16 protein-coding genes are annotated in these 19245 nt (G+C 65.1%); 10 read left to right on the top strand and 6 right to left on the bottom strand.

Annotated elements, in window-relative coordinates; all coding sequences use genetic code 11:
• Positions 1 to 51: 51 nt before the first annotated feature.
• From DESFRDRAFT_RS08910 to DESFRDRAFT_RS08865, 10 genes are all read left to right on the top strand, one after another.
• Positions 52 to 1005 carry a metal ABC transporter solute-binding protein, Zn/Mn family gene (locus tag DESFRDRAFT_RS08910; RefSeq protein ID WP_005993172.1) on the top strand — a complete coding sequence of 318 codons (954 nt, stop codon included), beginning with the start codon at positions 52 to 54 and terminating at the stop codon, positions 1003 to 1005.
• The gene (locus tag DESFRDRAFT_RS08905; RefSeq protein ID WP_005993170.1) at positions 1002 to 1793 is read left to right on the top strand and encodes a metal ABC transporter ATP-binding protein; all 792 of its coding nucleotides are present in this window, start codon (positions 1002 to 1004) and stop codon (positions 1791 to 1793) included. The genes DESFRDRAFT_RS08910 and DESFRDRAFT_RS08905 overlap by 4 nt, the downstream gene beginning before the upstream one ends.
• On the top strand, positions 1790 to 2608 hold the full coding sequence (locus tag DESFRDRAFT_RS08900) for a metal ABC transporter permease (RefSeq protein WP_005993168.1): 819 nt from the start codon (positions 1790 to 1792) through the stop codon (positions 2606 to 2608). Before DESFRDRAFT_RS08905 ends, DESFRDRAFT_RS08900 begins: the two co-directional genes overlap by 4 nt.
• A gap of 7 nt (positions 2609 to 2615) precedes the next feature.
• Complete coding sequence (locus DESFRDRAFT_RS08895; RefSeq protein WP_052303462.1) at positions 2616 to 3110, top strand: Fur family transcriptional regulator; 495 nt, start codon at positions 2616 to 2618, stop codon at positions 3108 to 3110.
• A gap of 60 nt (positions 3111 to 3170) precedes the next feature.
• Positions 3171 to 4151, top strand: coding sequence for a GDP-mannose 4,6-dehydratase (locus DESFRDRAFT_RS08890; protein ID WP_005993164.1), 981 nt, complete (start codon positions 3171 to 3173; stop codon positions 4149 to 4151).
• Positions 4148 to 5239: a GDP-mannose 4,6-dehydratase gene (gene gmd, locus DESFRDRAFT_RS08885; protein ID WP_005993162.1), complete on the top strand. Its 1092-nt coding sequence runs from the start codon at positions 4148 to 4150 to the stop codon at positions 5237 to 5239. The genes DESFRDRAFT_RS08890 and gmd overlap by 4 nt, the downstream gene beginning before the upstream one ends.
• A gap of 86 nt (positions 5240 to 5325) precedes the next feature.
• Positions 5326 to 5673, top strand: a complete 348-nt coding sequence (locus tag DESFRDRAFT_RS08880; protein ID WP_005993161.1) for a hypothetical protein — start codon at positions 5326 to 5328, stop codon at positions 5671 to 5673.
• Positions 5674 to 5831: 158 nt separating this feature from the next.
• Positions 5832 to 8405 (top strand): TIGR03960 family B12-binding radical SAM protein, encoded by a 2574-nt coding sequence (locus DESFRDRAFT_RS08875; protein WP_005993159.1) that lies wholly within the window; start codon positions 5832 to 5834, stop codon positions 8403 to 8405.
• Between the two features lie 95 nt (positions 8406 to 8500).
• The gene (locus tag DESFRDRAFT_RS08870) at positions 8501 to 11137 is read left to right on the top strand and encodes a M16 family metallopeptidase (RefSeq protein WP_005993157.1); all 2637 of its coding nucleotides are present in this window, start codon (positions 8501 to 8503) and stop codon (positions 11135 to 11137) included.
• A 118-nt stretch (positions 11138 to 11255) separates the two neighbouring features.
• Positions 11256 to 11645: an OsmC family protein gene (locus DESFRDRAFT_RS08865; protein ID WP_005993155.1), complete on the top strand. Its 390-nt coding sequence runs from the start codon at positions 11256 to 11258 to the stop codon at positions 11643 to 11645.
• 216 nt (positions 11646 to 11861) lie between these two features.
• Here DESFRDRAFT_RS08865 and DESFRDRAFT_RS08860 read toward each other — a convergent pair whose 3' ends face one another.
• The 6 genes from DESFRDRAFT_RS08860 to DESFRDRAFT_RS08835 form a co-directional block, all read right to left on the bottom strand.
• Positions 11862 to 12341 (bottom strand): hypothetical protein, encoded by a 480-nt coding sequence (locus tag DESFRDRAFT_RS08860; protein ID WP_005993152.1) that lies wholly within the window; start codon positions 12339 to 12341, stop codon positions 11862 to 11864.
• Positions 12342 to 12447: 106 nt separating this feature from the next.
• On the bottom strand, positions 12448 to 14181 hold the full coding sequence (locus DESFRDRAFT_RS08855; RefSeq protein ID WP_005993151.1) for a phosphoenolpyruvate carboxykinase (ATP): 1734 nt from the start codon (positions 14179 to 14181) through the stop codon (positions 12448 to 12450).
• A 76-nt stretch (positions 14182 to 14257) separates the two neighbouring features.
• Entirely contained in the window at positions 14258 to 15865 is a 1608-nt protein-coding gene (locus DESFRDRAFT_RS08850) for a sigma 54-interacting transcriptional regulator (RefSeq protein ID WP_005993150.1), read from the bottom strand.
• The gene (locus tag DESFRDRAFT_RS08845) at positions 15862 to 16464 is read right to left on the bottom strand and encodes an indolepyruvate oxidoreductase subunit beta (protein WP_005993149.1); all 603 of its coding nucleotides are present in this window, start codon (positions 16462 to 16464) and stop codon (positions 15862 to 15864) included. The genes DESFRDRAFT_RS08850 and DESFRDRAFT_RS08845 overlap by 4 nt, the downstream gene beginning before the upstream one ends.
• Complete coding sequence (gene iorA / locus DESFRDRAFT_RS08840; protein WP_005993148.1) at positions 16461 to 18302, bottom strand: indolepyruvate ferredoxin oxidoreductase subunit alpha; 1842 nt, start codon at positions 18300 to 18302, stop codon at positions 16461 to 16463. The genes DESFRDRAFT_RS08845 and iorA overlap by 4 nt, the downstream gene beginning before the upstream one ends.
• A 191-nt stretch (positions 18303 to 18493) precedes the next feature.
• Positions 18494 to 19156, bottom strand: coding sequence for a tetratricopeptide repeat protein (locus DESFRDRAFT_RS08835; RefSeq protein WP_005993147.1), 663 nt, complete (start codon positions 19154 to 19156; stop codon positions 18494 to 18496).
• Positions 19157 to 19245 lie beyond the last annotated feature (89 nt).

Below are 19245 nucleotides of genomic sequence, written 5' to 3'. Positions count from 1 at the left end.
AACTCTGTTGCATCTGCTTCTGCCCTGCCCGCGCAGGGAAAAGGAGCTTTCATGAAACGCATCATGTTGTTGCTGGCGGGACTGCTTTTCGCGGCCGCGGTACCGGCCCAGGCCAAAATGCTGGTCGCCGTCAGCATCGCGCCCCAGGCCTATTTCCTCAAACAGATCGCCGGAGATCGGGCCGACGCCCTGGTCATGGTCCCGGCCGGGACCGACGCCCACACCTATGAGCCCAAACCACGCCAACTGGCCGAACTCGGCAAGGCGGCCGCCTATTTCGGCATCGGCATGGACTTCGAGAACGCCTGGCTGCCCCGGTTCAAGGCCGCCAGCCCGAAGATGGTCATCGTGCATACCGACGCGGGCATCAAAAAGATGCCCATGGTCGCCCATGAGCACGAGGGTGAGGAACACGAACACGAGCACGCGGGGGAAGGCCAGGACCACGACAAGGTTGGCCACGCCGAGGCCCACGGTCATCACCACCACGCGGGAGAGCCCGATCCCCATATCTGGTTGTCCCCGAAGCTGGCCAAGAGAATCGGGGCCAACATGCGCGACGGCCTGATTGCCGCCGATCCCGCCGGCGCGGCCGACTACCGGGCCGGCTACGAACGCTTCGCCGCTTCGTGCGACGCCCTTGACGCCGCGATAAAAAAAGAGTTTGCCGGTCTGCCCCCCGGGGAACATGTTTTCATGGTCTTCCACCCTTCCTGGGGCTATTTTGCCCGGGATTATGGTCTGACCCAGGAGCCCATCGAGCAGCTCGGCCGCGAACCCGGCCCCCGGGCCCTGGCCGGGCTGGTCAAGGAAGCCAAAAAGGATAACGTCAAAGTGATTTTCGTGCAGCCCGAAATGAGCGCCAAGCAGGCCGAAACCGTCGCGCAGGCCATCGGCGGGACCGTGGTCACCCTCGATCCCCTGGCCGCCGACTGGTCGGACAACCTGACCAAGGCGGCAGCTGCCATACGCCAGGGCATGGCCGGTCCGACGGAGGCCAAGTGACCGAACCCGTCGTCGACATCCGCGACTTGACGTTTGCCTACAACGGTCAGGCGGCCCTTTCGGGGGTCAGCCTGGCCGTTGCCCCTGGTGACCGGCTGGCCGTGCTCGGCCCCAACGGCGGCGGCAAGACCACGCTTTTAAAGCTCATCCTCGGCATCCTGCAGCCAACTTCCGGCACCATCCGCGTTTTCGGCCGGGAGCCGGGACGCCAAAGCGCCCGTATCGGCTACGTGCCCCAGCGCCTGGAAGGCGTGGCCGAGCGCAAGGACCTGCCCATACGCGTGCGCGAGGTGGCGCTGATGGGCCTGCTTGCCTCGGGCAGGTTCGGCTTTCGGTTCAGTCGTGACGAAATGCGACGGGCCGATGCCGCGCTTACCCGCGTGGAAATGCTGCCTTTGGCCGACAAGCGCTTTTGCGAGCTTTCCGGTGGCCAGAAACAGCGTACGCTCATTGCCCGGGCCCTGGTATCCGATCCGGACCTGCTCATCCTCGACGAGCCCACGGCCAATATCGACCCCCAAGGCAAGTTCTGCCTTTATGAGGTGCTGTCGCGCATCGGCCAGGGCGTGACCTCCCTGGTCGTCAGCCACGATCTCAGCATCCTGGCCGCCGGGGTCACGGCCGTGGCCTGCGTCAACGCCCGGGTGCTCTACGCCCCGCAACCGAAGCTCACCCAGGAGATGGTGGACCTGCTCTACGGCGTCCACAGCCACACCTGTCCCCTGGACGCCTATTTACGCCGCATCACGCCCGAACTGGCCGGCCTTACCTCCCTGGAGACGCGATGATCGCGGATTTCCTGACCTTGCCGTTTTTGCAGCACGCGCTTATTGCCGCCCTTCTGGCCGCCGTCTGCTGCGGCGTGATGGGCACGTTGATCGTGGCCAACCGCATGGTCTTTCTGGCCGGCGGCGCGGCCCATGCCGCCTACGGCGGGGTGGGGCTGGCCTATTTCCTGGCCTTGCCCGTGCTGCCCGTTACCGTGGCCTTCACCGTGGCCGCGGCCCTGCTCATGGCCGCCGTGACGCTGCGGCGTCTCGAGGATACGGACACGGTCATCGGCGTGCTCTGGGCGGCCGGCATGGCCTTCGGCATCATCCTGCTCGACCTGACCCCGGGCTACAAGCCCGACCTCATGAGCTATCTTTTCGGCAGCATCATCACCGTGCCGGTCTCCGACCTTTATGCCCTGGTCGGCTTGGCCGTGGTCCTGGTCGGGCTGACGCTGCGGCATTACAACGGGTTCGTGGCCATGGCCTTCGACCGGGAGTTCGCGGCCGTTCGCGGCGCGCCGGTCAGGTTCCTGCACTATCTGCTCACCGGGCTCGCCGCCGTGACGGTGGTGCTTCTCATCCGCGTGGCCGGCCTGATCCTGATCATCGCGCTTTTATCCGTGGCCCCGAGTCTGGCCATGCGCCGCGTCGCCTCCCTGGGCCGGGCCATGGTCGTCGCCTCCCTGCTCAACATCTTTTTTTGCCTGGCCGGACTCATGCTTGCCTATCGCTTCGACCTGACCTCCGGCGCGGCCATTATCGCCGTGGCCGCGACCACCTTCTGCCTGACCCTGGCCGTGGGATTCCTGCCCCATCGGAAGGGTGTATAGAAAGGCCATGGCGGGAGAGGGAAACCAGACGTCGGCGGCGGCCATGCTGACCCGGGCGGGCATCGAGCTCACCCCCCTGCGCCTGTGCGTGGCCGACGTGCTGTCCGGGGAAGGGCAGGCCCTGCCGGCGGCCGATATCCTGGCCCGGGTGCGGGAGCGCCACCGGGCCAACAAGGTCACGCTCTACCGCATTCTCGATCTCTTTGTGGAAAAGGGCTTGGCCTTCCGCCACAGTTCCGGCGACAGGGCCTTTCGCTATTGCCTGGGGCCGCGTTTTTCCAGCCGGGCCCACTGCCATGCCTACTGCGTGCGTTGCGGCCGCATGGAGTGCCTGCCCGCCCCGGAGACGCTTGTGGACGTGGCCGCCCTGGGCGAGCGCATGGCCATGGACGTGGTGGGGGTGGAGGTGCGCATCGACGGCGTCTGCGCCGCCTGCCGCAAGGCCGCGGGAGAGGGCGGCGAGACGGACGGGCCGGTTGACGCCGGGCCGGGAAACAACTAGCCTTATTGCTTCCTTACGATGGCCTTATGATTTTCCAGGGGCCGTTCGGATGCCATCCACATGAAAAAAGCGCTCATTTTCGGAGTCTCCGGCCAGGACGGGGCCTATCTTGCCCGGTTGCTGCTGGACAAAGGCTATCAGGTGACCGGGACGTCCCGCGACGCCCAAATGACCTCGTTTCGTAATCTGGCCGCCCTCGGCGTGCGCGACCAGGTGGCGCTTTTTTCCGTGACGCTCACCGATTTTCGTAGCGTGCTGACCGTGCTGACCAAGGTCGTGCCGGACGAGATCTATCACCTGGCCGGCCAATCCTCGGTCGGGCTCTCCTTCGAGCAGCCCGTGGAAACCTTCCACTCCATCAGCCTCGGCACCCTCAACCTGCTCGAGGCGGTGCGGTTTCTCGACGCGCCGGTCAGGCTCTACAACGCCTCGTCGAGCGACTGCTTCGGCGATACCGGGGGCGAGCCGGCCACCGAGGAAACCCCCTTCGCCCCACGAAGCCCCTATGCCGTGGCCAAAGCGGCGGCCCACTTCGAGGTGGCCAACTACCGCGAGGCCTACAAGCTTTTCGCTTGCAACGGCATCCTGTTCAATCACGAGTCGCCGCTGCGGCCCCCGCGTTTCGTCACCCGCAAGATCGTTTCCGCCGCCTGCCGCATCGCGCAAGGCTCCGGGGAACGCCTGCGCCTGGGCAACATCGATGTGGCCCGGGACTGGGGCTACGCGCCGCAGTACGTGGAGGCCATGTGGCGCATGCTCCAGCGGGACACGCCCGAGGATTACGTCATCGCCACCGGCCAAACCATCACCTTGCGGGATTTTACCGCCCACGCCTTCGACGCCGTCGGGCTTGACTGGCGCGACCACGTCGACGTGGATCCTTCCCTTTTTCGTCCATCGGACATTGCCGTAAGCCGGGCCAATCCGTCCAAGGCGGCGCAGCGCCTGGGCTGGCGGGCGACGCTCAGTCCCGCCGACGTGGCCCGGGCCATGGTCGCCCACGAAATGGGACAACCACAACCGGAGAAGACCGTTCCATGAAGAACAAAGTCGCGCTGATCACCGGCATCACCGGGCAGGACGGTGCCTATCTGGCCGAATTGCTGCTGCAAAAGGGCTACGCGGTGCATGGCATCAAGCGCCGGTCCTCGCTTTTCAACACCCAGCGCATCGACCATCTCTACAGCGACCCGCACGACACCGGCCGCAGACTGATGTTGCACTACGGCGACCTGTCCGATTCCACCAACCTCATCCGCATCATGCAGGAGGTCCGGCCGGACGAGGTCTACAACCTGGCCGCCCAGAGCCACGTCAAGGTCTCCTTCGAGTCGCCGGAATACACCGCCGATGTGGACGCCCTGGGAACCTTGCGCCTGCTCGAGGCCATCCGCATCCTGGGGCTCGAGAAGCACACCCGTTTTTACCAGGCCTCGACCTCGGAACTCTTCGGCAAGGTGGTGGAAACGCCCCAGACCGAGAAAACGCCGTTTTATCCGCGAAGCCCCTATGCCGTGGCCAAGCTCTACGCCTACTGGATCACGGTCAACTACCGCGAGGCCTACGGCATGTACGCCTGCAACGGCATCCTCTTTAACCACGAGTCGCCGCTTCGCGGGGAGACCTTCGTCACCCGCAAGATCACCCGGGCCATGGCCCGCATCAAGCTGGGGCTGCAGGACTGCCTGTACCTCGGCAACATGAGCGCGCTTCGCGACTGGGGCCATGCCAAGGACTACGTGGAAATGCAGTGGCTCATGCTCCAGCAGGACGCTCCGGACGATTTCGTCATCGCCACCGGTCGGCAGTCCTCGGTGCGCGACTTCGTGATGATGACCGCCGACGAACTCGGCATCTCCCTGCGTTTCGAGGGCGAGGGCGCGGACGAGAAGGGGTACGACGCCGAGACGGGCAAATGCCTTATCGCCGTCGATCCCCGTTATTTCCGGCCGACCGAGGTGGAAACGCTGCTCGGCGATCCCACCAAGGCCCGGGAACGCCTGGGTTGGCAGCCAAAAATCACCATCGAGCAGATGGTGTCCGAAATGGTGCGCAGCGACCTGCGCGAAGCAGAGCGGGACGCGCTCTGTAAAAGCCAGGGATTTGCCGTTTTCGACTATAATGAATGACAGCGTCGGCCTTGACAGGCCCGCTCCCGTGTCTAGCTCATACAGTCGGCGCGTTGCGCCGCCAATTTTCCCCAAGGAGATATCACATGGCTTATGACATCCGCCTGGTGAAGCTGATAAACGGCGAAACGGTGCTCGGCAAATGGGACGAGGCCGCCGGCAAGCTGACCGACGTGGCCCTGCTTCAGACCATCCCTTCCCAGCAGGGCGTGCAGATGCTGCTGTTGCCCTTCGGCTATCCCTTCGAAACCGAGGTCGGCGGCGAGATCGAGCTGACCCACGTGCTCTATCAGTTCAAGAAGTTTCCCGACGAGCTCAAGACCCGCTATCTGGAAGCCACGAGCAATCTCACCCTGTCCACCCCCGGCGACCTCAAAACCCTGTCCAACCTGGGCGGCGGCAAGGGTAATCTCTCCAGCATCCTAAAGAAATAGGGCCTATTTCTATACTGGGGGATACACCATTCTCCGTAACGTGGCTTCCCCAGCGTTCCGGTACGCCCGCAACAATTAAAAAGTTTAGGAAAGGGAGAGCGCGAGAGGGGAGAACCCTTTGCAAAAGGGTTTCCCCTCTCGCATTTTCTTTTAAACACATGCGCGAATTCGCTCCCTGGCTGCAAAAGCCCACCCAGTATCTCGGCGCGGAATGGGGCCGCACGGCCAAGGACGCCGCTTCGGTGCGCGCCCGGGTCGCCCTGGCCTTCCCGGACCTCTATGAAGTCGGCATGTCCTATGTGGGCGGGCGCATCCTTTACGAGACCGTCAACCGTGTTGCTGGCCTTGCCGCCGAGCGCGTCTTCACCCCGGCCGACGAGGCCGCCGCGTTGTTGCGTGACCAGGGCGCGCCGCTTTGCACCCTGGAGTCCGATACGCCGCTGGCCGCCTGCGACGTGGTGGCGTTCCACCTCACCCACGAGCTGTGCTACACCAACGTGCTGTACATGCTGGATCTGGCCGGTATCCCTTTTCGCGCCGCCGACCGGGGCGATGACGGGCCGCTCGTTATCGCCGGCGGCGGCTGCGCCTTCAATGCCGAGCCCGTGGCCCCGTTTTTCGACCTCATGGTCATCGGCGACGGCGAAGAGGCCTTGCCCGCCATTTTGGACGCCGTGGCCACGGCCAGGGAGGAGGGGGGCGTCTCCAGGCGCGACCTGCTCCTGCGCCTGACCGGTATCCCGGGCGTCTATGTGCCGTCCTTTTTCGATATCGGCCCGGACGGCGCGCCGGTACCGCTGGTGCCGGGCTACGAGCGCGTGACCAAGGCCATTGTGGCCGATCTCGACACGGCTCCCTTTCCCACCTGCCAGGTCGTGCCCTTTGCCCAGGCCGTGCACGACCGCCTGGCCGTGGAGATCGCCCGGGGCTGCACGCGCGGCTGCCGCTTTTGCCATGCCGGCATGATCTACCGGCCGGTGCGTGAGCGCAGCCTGCCGGAGCTCGAGAAACTGGTGGCTGAGGGACTGTCGCGCACCGGCTACGAGGAGCTGTCCTTTCTTTCCCTTTCCACCGGCGATTTCTCCGCCCTGGAGAGCCTTTTCGCCCACAGCATCGACCGCTGCCGCCGGGACCAGATCGCCGTGTCCCTGCCGTCGCTTCGGGCCGGCACGCTCTCCGACTCCATCCTCGACATGATGGCCGGCATCCGCCGCACCGGCGCGACCGTGGCCCCGGAAGCCGCCACCCAGCGCCTGCGCGACGTCATCAACAAGGGCATCACCGAGGAGGACATCCTCGCCCACGTGGCCAAGCTTTTTCGCCACGGCTGGCAGCAGGTCAAGCTCTACTTCATGATCGGCCTGCCGACCGAGACCGAGGAGGACGTGCGGGGCATTTACGAACTGGCCAAAAAGGTCCTCGCCCAGGCCCCGCCCGGGACCAAGCGCTTGCAGGTCACGGCCGCCATCTCACCCTTCGTGCCCAAGCCTCACACGCCGTTTCAGTGGGAAGCGCAGATCAGCCTGGAACAGACCAGGGCGCGGGTGGGCTATCTGCGCGATCTTTTCGCCACGGACCGGCGACTGACGCTACGCTGGCACGAGCCGGAGATGAGTTTTCTCGAGGGCGTTTTTTCCCGGGCCGGTCGGGAGCTCGCGCCGCTGGTCGAGGCCGCCTACCACCAGGGCGCGCTTTTTTGCTCCTGGGTCGACCGTTTCGATCTGGCTCCCTGGCTTCGGGTGTTCGAAGAAGCCGGGCTTGACCCGGCCAAATGGCTTGACGCGCGCAACCCGGATGCGCCGCTTCCCTGGGATCATCTGTCCTGCGGCGTCACCCCGGGCTTTTTGCGCCGGGAGCGCCAAAAGGCCCTGGCCGGGCGCATCACGACCGATTGCCGCTACGGCGAATGTTCGGGCTGCGGCGTGTGCGACTTCGAGGGCCGCAAAAGCGACCTGCGCGCCGCCGGAGAGGCGGTGATCCGTCCGCGCTGCAACCGCCCCGAACGCGAGCACGAGGCTGTGGCCGCGCCTCCGGCTCCGCCCAGGGAAGACTTGACCCGAAAGGCCGTGCACGTGCGCCTGTGGTTTGAAAAAACCGGCAGCGCCGTCTACCTGAGCCAACTGGAGCTCACGCGCCTTTTTGAGCGCGCCTTGCGCCGGGCCGGGCTCAAGCCCAGTTTTTCCGCCGGCTACCATCCGCTGCCCCAGATGTCCTTCGGCCGGGCCCTACCGGTGGGTGTGGCGAGTACGGCCGAATGGATGGGCCTTTTCTTGCGTGAGCCGGTTGCCCCCGGGGACATCCCGGCCAGACTCAACCCCAATCTCCCCGAGGGCCTCGCCATGGTGGCCGTGGAAGAACTCCCCCCTGGTCGCAAGGTGCCCCAGCCCATCGAGGAGACTTTCGAACTTGTCATTCCCGCCGCCAACGCCAAGGACTGCCTGGAGTGTTGGGGCGCATTCGCGGCGGCTGACAGCTTTCCCGTGACCTGGGAATCGAAAAAGGGCCCGCGCTCCATCGACGCCCGGCCCCTCGTCACGGGCGTCGCCCTGGAAGAGCCCGGAAATACGGTGCGCATCACCTGTCTTTTCGCAGAAGCCTACGTGAGCCCGTTGCGGCTGGTCGAGGCCGTCTGTCCGGGGCTGGTGCGCGGACGCTACGTCCTGACCAAGGCCTCCGTGGCCTTCGAAGCGGGCGGGGCGGGCTTCCCGGCCGGTTTGATGAACCAGAATTAAGTTCCCTTGCTGCGCAAAATACCTATGCTTTAAGCGCCAGGCCGCGACTGTCGTACCCGGCCTGGCGCCCCATTTGAAGCAAAGGAGTATCCCTGATGCGTTGGCGTTTTTCCCTTCTCCCGCTCACGTTGCTTTTGGCCCTGGCCGCCGTCGCGGCCGCCGCCGAACCGCCGCATGTCGTGCGCCTGCCGAACGGCCTGACCGTCATGGTCATCGAGGACAATCGTTTTCCGTTGGTGGCCGAGCGGCTCTTCGTCCATGCCGGCTCGGGCTACGAAACGCCCAAGCAGGCGGGCTTAAGCCACCTGCTCGAACACATGGTCTTCAAATCCACGGCCAAACGCCCGGCCGGACAGGTGGCTTCGGACGTAGAAGGAGCGGGGGGAGAGCTTAATGCCTCCACCAGCTTCGACAGCACGGTCTATCGGGTGGATATGCCGGCGGACCGCTGGAAGCTCGGCCTCGACGTCTTCAAGGACATGATTTTCGGGGCCAAGTTCGTGCCCGAGGAACTTGATTCCGAGCGCAAGGTCGTGTTGTCGGAACTGGCCCGGGGCCGGGACAATCCCGACAACCGGCTGTTTCAGATGACCCAGGCCATGGCCTGGCCCGGCCAGTCCTACGGCTGGCCCATCATCGGCTTTCCCGAGACGGTTTCCAAATTCACCGCCGACGACCTGCGCGCCTACGTCAAAGAGCGCTACCAGCCCCAATCCATGCTGCTTGTGGTCGCCGGCAAGGTGCGGACCGAGGACGTCGTGCAGGAGGTCGAGGCGCTCTTCGGCTCCCTGGCCAACGACCGGCCCCAGACGCCGGTTCTGCCCTATGTCCAACCCGGCCTTGCCGTGGGCCAGCCCCTGGTAAAGGTGGAATACGGACAGTGGAACAAGGTGCGCCTGCAACTTTCCTTTCCCACCCCCGGCATCCGCGCCGCCGACGAAGCCTCGCTGGACGTGTTGTCCCGGCTTCTGGCCGGCGACGAGACCAGCCGGCTGTACCGCACCTTCAAGTACGAGAAGAAGCTGGTCGACGATATTTCCTGCGCCTCGATGACCTTGGAGCGGGGCGGGCTTTTCATCATCGACGTTTCACTGGACGCGAAAAACGTGGCCGCCTTCTGGCAGGGGCTGCTCACGGAACTGTCCCATTTGCGGGGCGCGTCGTTTACCGACCGTGAACTGGCCCGGGTCAAGCTCAATATCGAGGACGGCCTGTACCAAACCAAGGAGACTTTGGCCGGCATGGCCATGAAGGCCGGCTACTTCCGTTTCTACGGCTACGATCCCGACGGCGAGGCCAACTATCTGCGCGCCGTGCGGCTGGTGGACCAGAAGTCCCTGCAGGCGGTCATCGAGGCCACGCTGCGTCCCGGGCGCCGGCTGGTCGCCGCCTTGGTTCCCAAGGCCGACGAGAAGACGGTCACGGCCGAGGAATTGACGTCCCTGGCCGACAAGGCCTGGCCGGCGCCCAAGGCCGCTCCCGGCACCACGACGACCCGGGCCGCCGGGGGCGTGGCCGCGCCCGAGGTGGCGGATCTCGGCGGCGGGCACACGCTGGTGCTGTTGCCCGACAAGACGCTGCCCTACGTGTCCGTGTCCCTGGTCTACAATGGCGGGGACGCGCTTTTGGCCAAAAACAGGCAGGGGTTGGCGGAACTCGTCGCCAACAGCCTGACCACGGGCACGAAAAAGCTTTCGGCCAACGCCCTGGAGGATTTTCTGGCCGACCGGGCCGCCGATCTTTCCGCCGCGGCCGGCCGCGACGCCTTTTCCGTGTCGGCCAAGTTCCCCAGCCGCTTCCAGAAGGACATGTTCGGCCTCGTCTCCGATGTGCTGCTCACCCCGGCCTTTTTGCCCTCCGAAGTATCGCGCGAAGTGTCGGACCAGCTCGCGGCCATCAAATCCCAGGAGGACAAGCCGCTCGGGCTCGCCTTCCGCAAGCTCTTCCCGTTCCTTTTCACCGACACCGGCTACGCCTATATGCGCCTGGGCCAACCGGACACGGTGCGGACCTTCACGGCTGCGGACGTCGCCGGCTTCTGGACGGCCCAGAAGGAGCGGCCCTGGGTCATGGCCGTGTGCGGCGATTTCGATCCCGCCGCCGTGCGCGCCCTGGCCGACAAGCTGGCCAAGGCCGGCGGAACGGCCAAGCCCTTTACTTTCGCCACGCCCAAGTGGGGCGGGAAGCGCGAGGATGCGCTGCATCTCCCCGGTCGCAACCAGACCCATCTGCTCATGGTCTTCCCGGTGCCGGGGCTGCGTTCGCCGGATACCCCGGGGCTCGAACTCCTAAACAACGTCCTGGCCGGGCAAAGCGGGCTGCTTTTTTCGCGCCTGCGCGAAAGCGAAAGCCTCGGGTATTCCGTGACCTCGTTTCTCTGGCAGGCGGATACCACCGGCTTCTTGGCCTTTTACATCGGCACGTCGCCCGACAAGGCCGACGCGGCCTTGGACGGCTTCAGGCGCGTGGCGGCCCAGCTGCGCCAGACGCCACTGCCCGACGAGATGATGTTGCGGGCCAAGAACGTCCTGTCCGGGGATTATTACCGGGACCGGCAGGCGCTTTCCTCGCGCAGCGCCGAGGCGGCCCGGTCGCTGTCCCAGGGCCTGCCGCTCGATAACGACCGCCGGGTGGTCGAGGCGGCCCAGTCGCTCACCCCGGAAAACCTCAAGGCGCTGGCCGAGAAATACCTGAAGCCCGAAGCGGCCTACATCTTAAAAGTGCAGCCCTGACCCGGCGCTACAACCCGAGCTCGCCAAGGCCCCGGTTTCACGACCGGGGCCTTTCTCTTGAATTCGCAAACAATTTGTGCCAGTTCCCAAAATACAGACACAACGGGGAGGGACTTGCATGATACGATGCCGCACCCTCGAGACGCCGTTACAGGTGGAGTTTTCAAGCGGCGAGCATACCGGCGTGTGCGACGCGACGCCGGACAAGGGCGGGCAAGGCCAGGGCTTTCGACCCCACGAACTGCTCGAAGCGGCCCTGGGCTCGTGCACGTCCATGATCATCACCATGTACGCCAAAAATCACGGCATCGCCCTTACGGGCGTCGGCGTCAGCGTAACGCTCGATCGCAGCGAACCCGGGATCACGGCCTTCGACTGCGCCATCACGCTTTCCGGCGACCTGACCGACGAGGAGCGACAGCGCCTCTTGCGCGCGGCCAGGGCTTGCCCGGTGCGCAAGACGCTTTCCGCCAAGCTGATCTTTCGAGAGAAAGGGGAGGTAGGATAGGAGGATCGGGGCAAGGGATGCCTCCGGCGGCCAAAGGGCTAGCGCCCTTTGGAATCCCTTAAGGATTTCAGCTGTTGTTTCGTCAAAAAGCACGGTCGGTATGCAATTGAATTGTGAAGCCCCCTGTCACCGTGAAAGTTTTTTGCGGAGGGGGTCCGGGGGAGGGGCTTTTTTTCAAAAAAGCCCCTCCCCCGGCGGCTCCCCACTCCCTACTCCCTAGCGCAAATTATTGGCGGTGATGAGCCGCACCAGGATGACGATGAGGCAGGCGGAAAAGACGCCGAGGGTCAGGTAGCCGAAGAAGGCTTCCGAGGCCGCGAGCAGGCGCAGGCTCGGCGTGGGAATGCAGTCGGCGCAGCCTGTATTCGTGAACAGGGATACGCTTAAGTAGAGGCAATCCCTGAAGGATTCCGTGAGCCGGCCGTTGCAGACGATCTGGAAGGCCATGAATGTCCGGGCATAGCCGGCCACGATGCAGGCGGCATAGACCGGCAGGGACACGGCCAGGACGACGAGGCTGCGAAAGAGCACCAGCGACAGCAGGATCAGTGTCGGGAAGGTGATGGAAAAGGCGAAGGCCAGAAAGATGACCTGATCGGGCGTGGTGGTCTTGGCCTGGCTCAAGTAGACCAGATAGACCAGAAACGGCAGGGATACGGCCAGGCCGATCAGTCCGAGAATGGAGCGAAGGCTCATGACGCGGCATGCCTTTTGGTGCGTGCTTCCTTGTCGTCCCCGATCCGGGACGGCCTAGAGAACGAAAAGCCGGCAGCGGCGCGCATGGGGTGGTTCTTACCGGCTATTACGCCCGGGCCATAAGTGCATTCACAAGCTTCATAAGCAGTTCCGGCTGGTTGTGCAGATCGGAATTCTGCAGGAACACCCGGCGCTGGTGAAAGCGGTCCTTGAGGGTTTCCAGATAGCGTTCGCGGTTTTCCACATTTTCGGGGTCGTAGGTCGCGGCATAGCCCGGCAGGAGCCGCTCGACGCTTTCCTTTTCCGGAATCTGGGCTCCGGGGAGCAGGTCCCAGTCGCGCCACTCGAGCTGATCGAGAAGCAAGGCGGTTTGCAAGGTCAGCGACGTGGCCAGGGGGATATTGCGCAGGTCCCGGTCCGAGGACTTCCAAAAGCCCACGGAATTGAAGGCGTAGCCCACGGCTCCAGCCACGAACACGTTTAAAAACGCCTCCACGTCCTTCCACAGCTCATAGACCCGGAAGGGATTGGCGAACGGCTCGAACACGAGCTTTTTGAGCTCGTCCTCGTTGACGTTCTCGGCCAGGTTGCGCCGGGTCATCAGCGACGCGCCCATGGCCACGGCCAGTCCCCGGTCGGCGAAACGCACCACCGGCGGCAGGCAGGTGTCCTTCATGAGCCAGACCATGATGTCGGGAAAGGCGCAGCGGTTGACGTAGGCCCCGAGCAGGTCGCGGTCGATGAGCGCCCGGCCGTTGGGGTTGCGCACGTCCTGCCCGAGCGGCAGCACCTTACCGTCATTCTCGGTCAAGGCCAGGTTCATGGCCGAAATCGTGTAGCGCCAGTCCGGATGCCCCAGCGGCCGGGAATCGGTCTTGTCGAACAGCGTGGGCTCCCAGACCCGGCAGACCTTGCCGGCGCAGTCGATCTGGAAGGCGTCGTCGTGGAGCACCACCTTGGAAAAGCCCGCCGGCAGCGTGCCGCCGTTGTCGTGGGAATTGGTGTGGGACGACTTGCCCGTGCCGGAAAGGCCGAAAAAGGCGATGGAGCGCTTGCCCTTGGCTTGCACTTCCGCGTCCTGGCAGCCGGAAAAATCGATTTCCTTGATGCCGCCGTGGCAGGCGGCCATGCCGAGCCGCATGCCCGAGGTCCAGGCCAGGGTGAGCGTGCCTTTTTTGCGCTCGCCGAAATAGCGCATGCCGAGGTTGAAAATGACGTTGGCTTCCTCGTCGACGAGGGCCAGCTGGGGCCCGCCCTCGTTGTGATAATACGGGTCGCGCGTGGTCCAATGGTTGAACCCCACGACCAGGATGTCGGGAATCGGCAGGACCGGGCTCTTGGCGTAGACCTCGGCCAGTTCCTCGTACGGGGTGAAGTTGGCCAGCCAGTTGAAGACGTTGACCGCGTCATCCTCGGTGGTCACGATGGTGGCCTTGATCATGAGATCGGCGTCGAGGCCGAGAATCGCCTCGGCCTTGATCAGCGGATAGCGCTGCATCTCGTAGACGGCCTCGCGCAGGTCCGCCTCCACCTTGCGTCGTTCGCTCGGCTCCATGCGGTTGTAAAAACGCCGGGCCTTGGCCGTGCGGCCGACGATGCGGCCGTGGCAGTTGTCGATGACCGTCGCGCCTTCGGGCAGCCCGAGACGCCGGGCCGCGGGAGGATAGACCGGCAGGTCCGTATCCATGACGTCATGCTGCTTCCTGGCCAAGGCATAGGCCTCGGCCGCCGTGACCTTGCGCACGCGGCGGTCCAGGCAGAGGGTTTGGGCGATGGAGCGCAGCGGCGGCATCCTGGTCATGTCGTCGCGGTAGTAGTCGTGACTGGCGCGGCTGGCCATGAAACCTCCGATGGGAGATGGATTGGTATATGATCGTACGCGGTTGGAGGAGCCGGGTAAACCGTTTTCTGGCCTGTCAGCCGTGGCGGCCCGGGGTGAATCGCTTGGGGTCGATACCGTACTTTTTGACCTTGTAGTTGACCACCCGATAGCTCTCGCGCAGGTTGCGCGCGGCCTGGTACATGTTGCCCTTGGCCTTTTTGAGAGCCTCCACCAGCAGTTCGGTCTCGAAATCGGCCACGGCCTCGCCGAAGGACAGGGAGGGTTCCGTGCCCGAGGATTCCCCGGTCTGCAGCGTGGGGGGGAGGTGGTAGGTGCGCAGCACGGCCTCGTCGCACAAGGTGGCGGCCCGCTCCATGCAGTGAGCCAGTTCGCGGACGTTTCCCGGCCAATGGTACTGGTTGAGCAGATCAATGGCGGGAGTGGAGATGCGGCGCACGCTGTTGCCCGTGCGGCGGGAAAACTCTTCCAGAAAGCATTCGGCCAGGGGCAGGATGTCGCCGGTGCGTTCCCGAAGCGGCGGCACGAAAATCGAGAAAACGCCCAGGGCGTAATAGAGGTCTTCCAGGAATTCGCCCCTGGCCAGGGCGTCTTCCAGGGAGGTGCGGGTCGCGGCCACCACGCGGGCATCCACGGGCACCGGCGCTTCGCCGCCGAGCCGTTCCACGAAGCCTTCCTGGATGATGCGCAGCACCTGCTTCTGGGCGCTTACGGGCAGCTCGTCGATGTCGTCGAGAAAGACGATGCCGCCGCCGGCCAGCTCGAAGATTCCCCGGCGGGACCGGGTGGCCTTGGAGCGCTCGCCTTTTTGCACGCCGAAAAGCGCTTCCAGCACGGCCTCCGCCGGTTTGTCGCCGCAGGCCAGACGCACGAAGGGACGATGGCGACGGTCGCCCTGGGCGTGCAGGTAGCGGGCCAGGGTCTCCTTGCCCGTGCCTTCCTCGCCGCGAAGGAGCACCGGATCGCCGGCATCGGCCGCCTGGGCGATCTGGCGCAGCACCAGGCGCATGCTCTTGGACGCGGCCACAGGTGTGATGATTTCACTTGCGGCCGGAGCTTCCCCGGTTTCCGGTTTGGTCTCCAAGGCCTGGGGGACGACGGACGGACGGCGTCGGGACCGGTCCAGCTCGTCGCGAAGACGCAATGCGCCGTTGCCGATGACCGCGCCGACCACGGTCAAAAATTCCCGCTGGGCTTCCAGAAAGACCATGGGCGCCTTGGGCAGGTCGACGCTCAAGGCCCCGATCACGCCGGTGCGGCTGACCGGTTCGAAGCCCTCGACCTGTCCGTCCGGCTCGGGCACGCTTACGGGCACGCAGATGTAGGACAGGCTGGTCAACTCCTCGGGAGGGCGGCCCAGAAAGTCCGGGTGGTCCTTGATGTCCTGGAGGACCAGGGACCGCCCGGAACCGATGACCTGTCCGGTGGACAACGGGGCCGGGCCATAAAGATGGTCCAGCCCCTGGTCCTTGCCGTGGGACAGGATGATGCGCGCGCCTTCCTGGGGCAGGTCGTGCAGCTCCAGACAGGCGCGCCGATAGCCAAGCGTCTCGACCAGGATGACCAGGGCGTTTTCGAGCCCCCGGCGCACGGCCCGGCCGGGACCCGTTACGGCCGCGATGCGCGAAAGCGCCCGATAGAAGGCCGGGCCCGCGCTGTCGAAGGAAGTGAGCGGATCGATCACGCCGCCTGACCCGTAGCAGCCGCCGCGGCCCCAAGCTCGAGAGCCTTGAGGTTGAGCGGGACGATTTTGGGTTTCAAATATTTCTCCACAGACCGGACCAGGGCGTCGACGCCGAAGGGCAGCGCGCCGCAGGCCGCCGCCGCCGCGATCAGCACCATGTTGGCGGCCTTGGCCGTGCCGGCCTGTTCGGCCAGGCTGATGCAGGGCACCATGACCACCCGGGCGGCGAAGCCGCGAGCCGTTTCGAGCACGGCGTCGAGGGGCGGGTAGCATTCCCGGCCGAGGCAAACGCCGACCGGCTGGACGGATTCACTGTTGCCGACCACGATCCCGCCGCGCTTAAGCATTGGCAGGGCGCGCAGGGTTTCGAGCAGCTCGAAGCCGAGCAGCACGTCGGCCTCGCCCTTGGAGATGACCGGGCTTTTGTAGCCGCCGATCAGTATGGTCGACTCCACCACGCCGCCGCGTTGGGCCATGCCGTGGATCTCGCCGGCCGTGACGGGCAGTCCCGCGTCCAGGGCGGTTCGGGCGAGCAGGGTGGTGGCGGTGAGGGTTCCCTGGCCGCCGACGCCGGTAAGGAAAATGCGCGCGCGGTTCATCGGGCCTCCTTCTTGCCGGGCTTGATGTCGGCAGAGAGCTGCACGCAGTACATGCAGCCGTCGCATTGTTCGGCGTTGATGGTGAAAACGCCCTCCACCATGGCGAAGGCCGGGCAGGCCAGATTGTCGCGCACGGTGAGGCAGGCTGCCGGATCGCCGGTCACCCGGGCGGGTGGGGTCTTTTTGGCCTGGCCCACGCGCCGGGCATGGATGGGGCAGGGGTACTCGGCGATGAGCACGCGGGGACCGGACTGGCCGGCGAATTCCGTAAGCGCCGCGATGGTCGCCTTGTGGTTGAGCGGGTTGACCTTGACCGGGGTGATGCCGCAGGCCTTGATCAGCGCCGACAGGTCCACCGGATTGGGGTTTTCCCCGAAGATGGTGGTGTCGACGCCGGGGTTGGGCTGGTGGCCGGTCATGGCCGTGGTGCGGTTGTCCAGGATCACGATCAGGATGTCGTGGTTGTAGGCCACGGCGTCAATCAGGCCGGTGATGCCGGAATGAAAGAAGGTGGAGTCGCCGATAAAGGCCACCACGGGCTTGCCCGAGGCCCGGGCGAAACCCGCGCCGGCGGAGATCGACGAGCCCATGCACAAAAGGAAGTCGGCGGCCCGAAACGGCGGCAGAAAACCCAGCGTGTAGCAGCCGATGTCCGAGGAATAGACGGCGTCGTCGCCGAAGACTTCGCGCACGGCGTAGTAGGCGGCCCGGTGGGGGCAGCCGGCGCACAGGTTCGGCGGGCGCTTCGGCAGGTCGGCCGGCACGGACAGGGTTTCGACGGCGGCGGTCTCACGGCCGAGGGCGGCATTGACCGCCGCGCGCACGTTGACCGTGGCGTACTCGCCAAGGCGTGGCAGATGCGGCCCCTTGCCGACGATTTCCACAGTGACGCCGCGTTTCTGGGCCAGGGCGCGGATTTCGTTTTCCAGCACCGGTTCCAGTTCCTCGACGATGACCACCTTGCGGCATTTGCCGAGGAAGTCGGCGATGCGGTTTTCCGGCAGCGGGTAGCTCATGCCCAGTTCGAGCACGCGCACCGCGCCTTCCAGCCCGTCTTCTTCCAGCACGTCGGCGAGGTAATTGCGGGCCGCGCCCGAGGCGATGAAGCCGACGTCGCCCGCGCCGCGCTCGGTGTTGTAGGGCGAGGTTTCGGCCGCTTCGCGCGCCTTTTCCAGGCGTTCGAGCAGGCGCACATGCATGAGCCGGGCCGAGGCGGGCAGTGGCACGTACTTGGCCGGATTTTTCGCAAAGGGTTTTTCGGCCGGCGTGTCCGGCAGGGCGCCGAAGGTCACGGGGCCGCGCACATGGTTGACGCGGGTGGTGGTGCGCAAAAGCACCGGCGCTTCGAGACGGCGCGAAAGGAGCAGGGCGTCGCGGGCCATGTCCTTGCATTCCTGGGCCGTGGCCGGCTCGAAGCAGGGCAGTCCGCCGAGGCGCGCGTAGAGGCGGTTGTCCTGTTCGTTTTGCGAGGAGTGGCAGCCCGGGTCGTCGGCCGAAAGCAGGACCAACCCGCCCGGGGCCGTGACGTAGGCCAGGGTCATGAGGGGATCGGCGGCCACGTTGACGCCGACGTGCTTCATGGTCACCAGGGTGGGCAGCCCGGCCAGGGTCGCGCCGCCGGCCACCTCGAGGGCTACTTTCTCGTTGACCGAATATTCGAAGTAATAAGGTCCGTCCTTGGACAGGCGAAAAAACGTGTCCGGCACCTCGGACGAGGGCGTGCCCGGATAACAGGTCACGAACCGGACCCCTCCCTCGAGGGCTCCCCGGGCGATGGCCTCGTTGCCGAGCAGAAGCAGCGTTTCTCCGGCCGCCGCGGTCAATAATTCCTTACCCACGTACAAACCTCCGACGGAAAAATGGACGCCGCGCCGACGTCTTGCCATTCCCGGCGCGCCGGGAAGCGGGTTGCCGCCAAACGCGGCCCGTGTTCATGCCTTACAAGTTCTGGTCGTTCTTTTAACGAAACAATAGAAGCCAAACGCATTATCCCCGAAACATCTTCTGGACGTATTTCGAGGGCGCGAGATCAGCTTTTCTTCTTGGCCGTGGCTTCGGCCTTGGCCTTGAGCTCGCTGATCTTCGTATCGATGAAAGCGGCGTTGGTGATGTGGCCGCCGGCCTTGAGCCGTTCATAGGCGGACACGGCCTTTTGCCACTGCCCGGCGGCCTCGGCGGTGACGGCAAGCTGCTGGTCCACGGTGGAGGTGAAGGCCTTGGGCGCGGTGACGCTCAGATTTTCGAGCGCTTCCACGGCCTTGGCGTTCTGGCCGGCCTTGGACAGGGTGGCGGCGTAGCCCAGGGTGGCGACGGTCTTCATGCCGGCCGGGGCGTTTTGCGACACGGTTTGCCAGGCGGCGGCGGCCTTGGCGTAGTCGCCCAGATCCTGGGCGGTCTTGGCGATTTCCAGGTTGATGCCGTCGCGGGCGCCGGCCGGGGCGGTCTTGGCCAGGGCTTCCAGGGCGCTTAAGCGTTCGGCCCCGCTTTTGGCGGTGACAATGGCGCCAAGCTCGTTTTCGGCCTTGGCGATCTGGCTCTTCTGGTACGTGCCGTACAGGGCGTAGCCGCCGGCAGCGGCGACGACGACGATCACGGCCGCCAGACATTGCTTCCAATAACGGATGGGCAGCTCCAACAAGGAGTTGATGTCGTTGACGGTGTTGCCGTCTTGCGACGCGGGAGAATCAGTCATGCAGAACGCCTCCGAAGCGCATGGGTTTTCTGAAAAAAGGCGCATCAGATAAGCATAAAGGCGGGGACGTGTCAAAAGGGACGAGCCGG

Source organism: Solidesulfovibrio fructosivorans JJ], assembly GCF_000179555.1.
Classification (GTDB): Bacteria; Desulfobacterota; Desulfovibrionia; order Desulfovibrionales; family Desulfovibrionaceae; genus Solidesulfovibrio; species Solidesulfovibrio fructosivorans.
This window is presented reverse-complemented; position numbering and strand designations above follow the sequence as displayed.